Genomic DNA, 249 nt, shown 5'->3' with positions numbered 1-249 from the left:
CCACACGTCGCACGCGCCTGATTGCCGCCCTCGACACCCGTGATCCGGCTGAAGCGACCCGCCGGGCGAACGCCGTCTCCCCCCATGTCGATGCCATCAAGCTGGGTCTCGAGTTCGCTTATGCCGCTGGCATGGATGGTCAGCATGGCGGGTGAAAGACGATTCAGGCTACCCACAGCCGCCCCGACGGTGTTGGGAATGTCGTGCAGTTTAAGGTCGAGAAACAGTTCGCGTCCCTCTGCTACCTTC

At 62.7% G+C, this 249-nt stretch carries 1 pseudogene; it reads right to left on the bottom strand.

Annotated elements, in window-relative coordinates:
* Nucleotides 1-249 (bottom strand): annotated as a pseudogene (locus tag KUA11_RS17625) (hypothetical protein); the annotation flags it as partial.

The organism is Acetobacter estunensis (assembly GCF_019083805.1).
Classification (GTDB): domain Bacteria; phylum Pseudomonadota; class Alphaproteobacteria; order Acetobacterales; family Acetobacteraceae; genus Acetobacter; species Acetobacter estunensis_A.
Note: the sequence above shows the minus strand (reverse complement) of the source record. Positions and strands in the feature narration are given on the sequence as shown.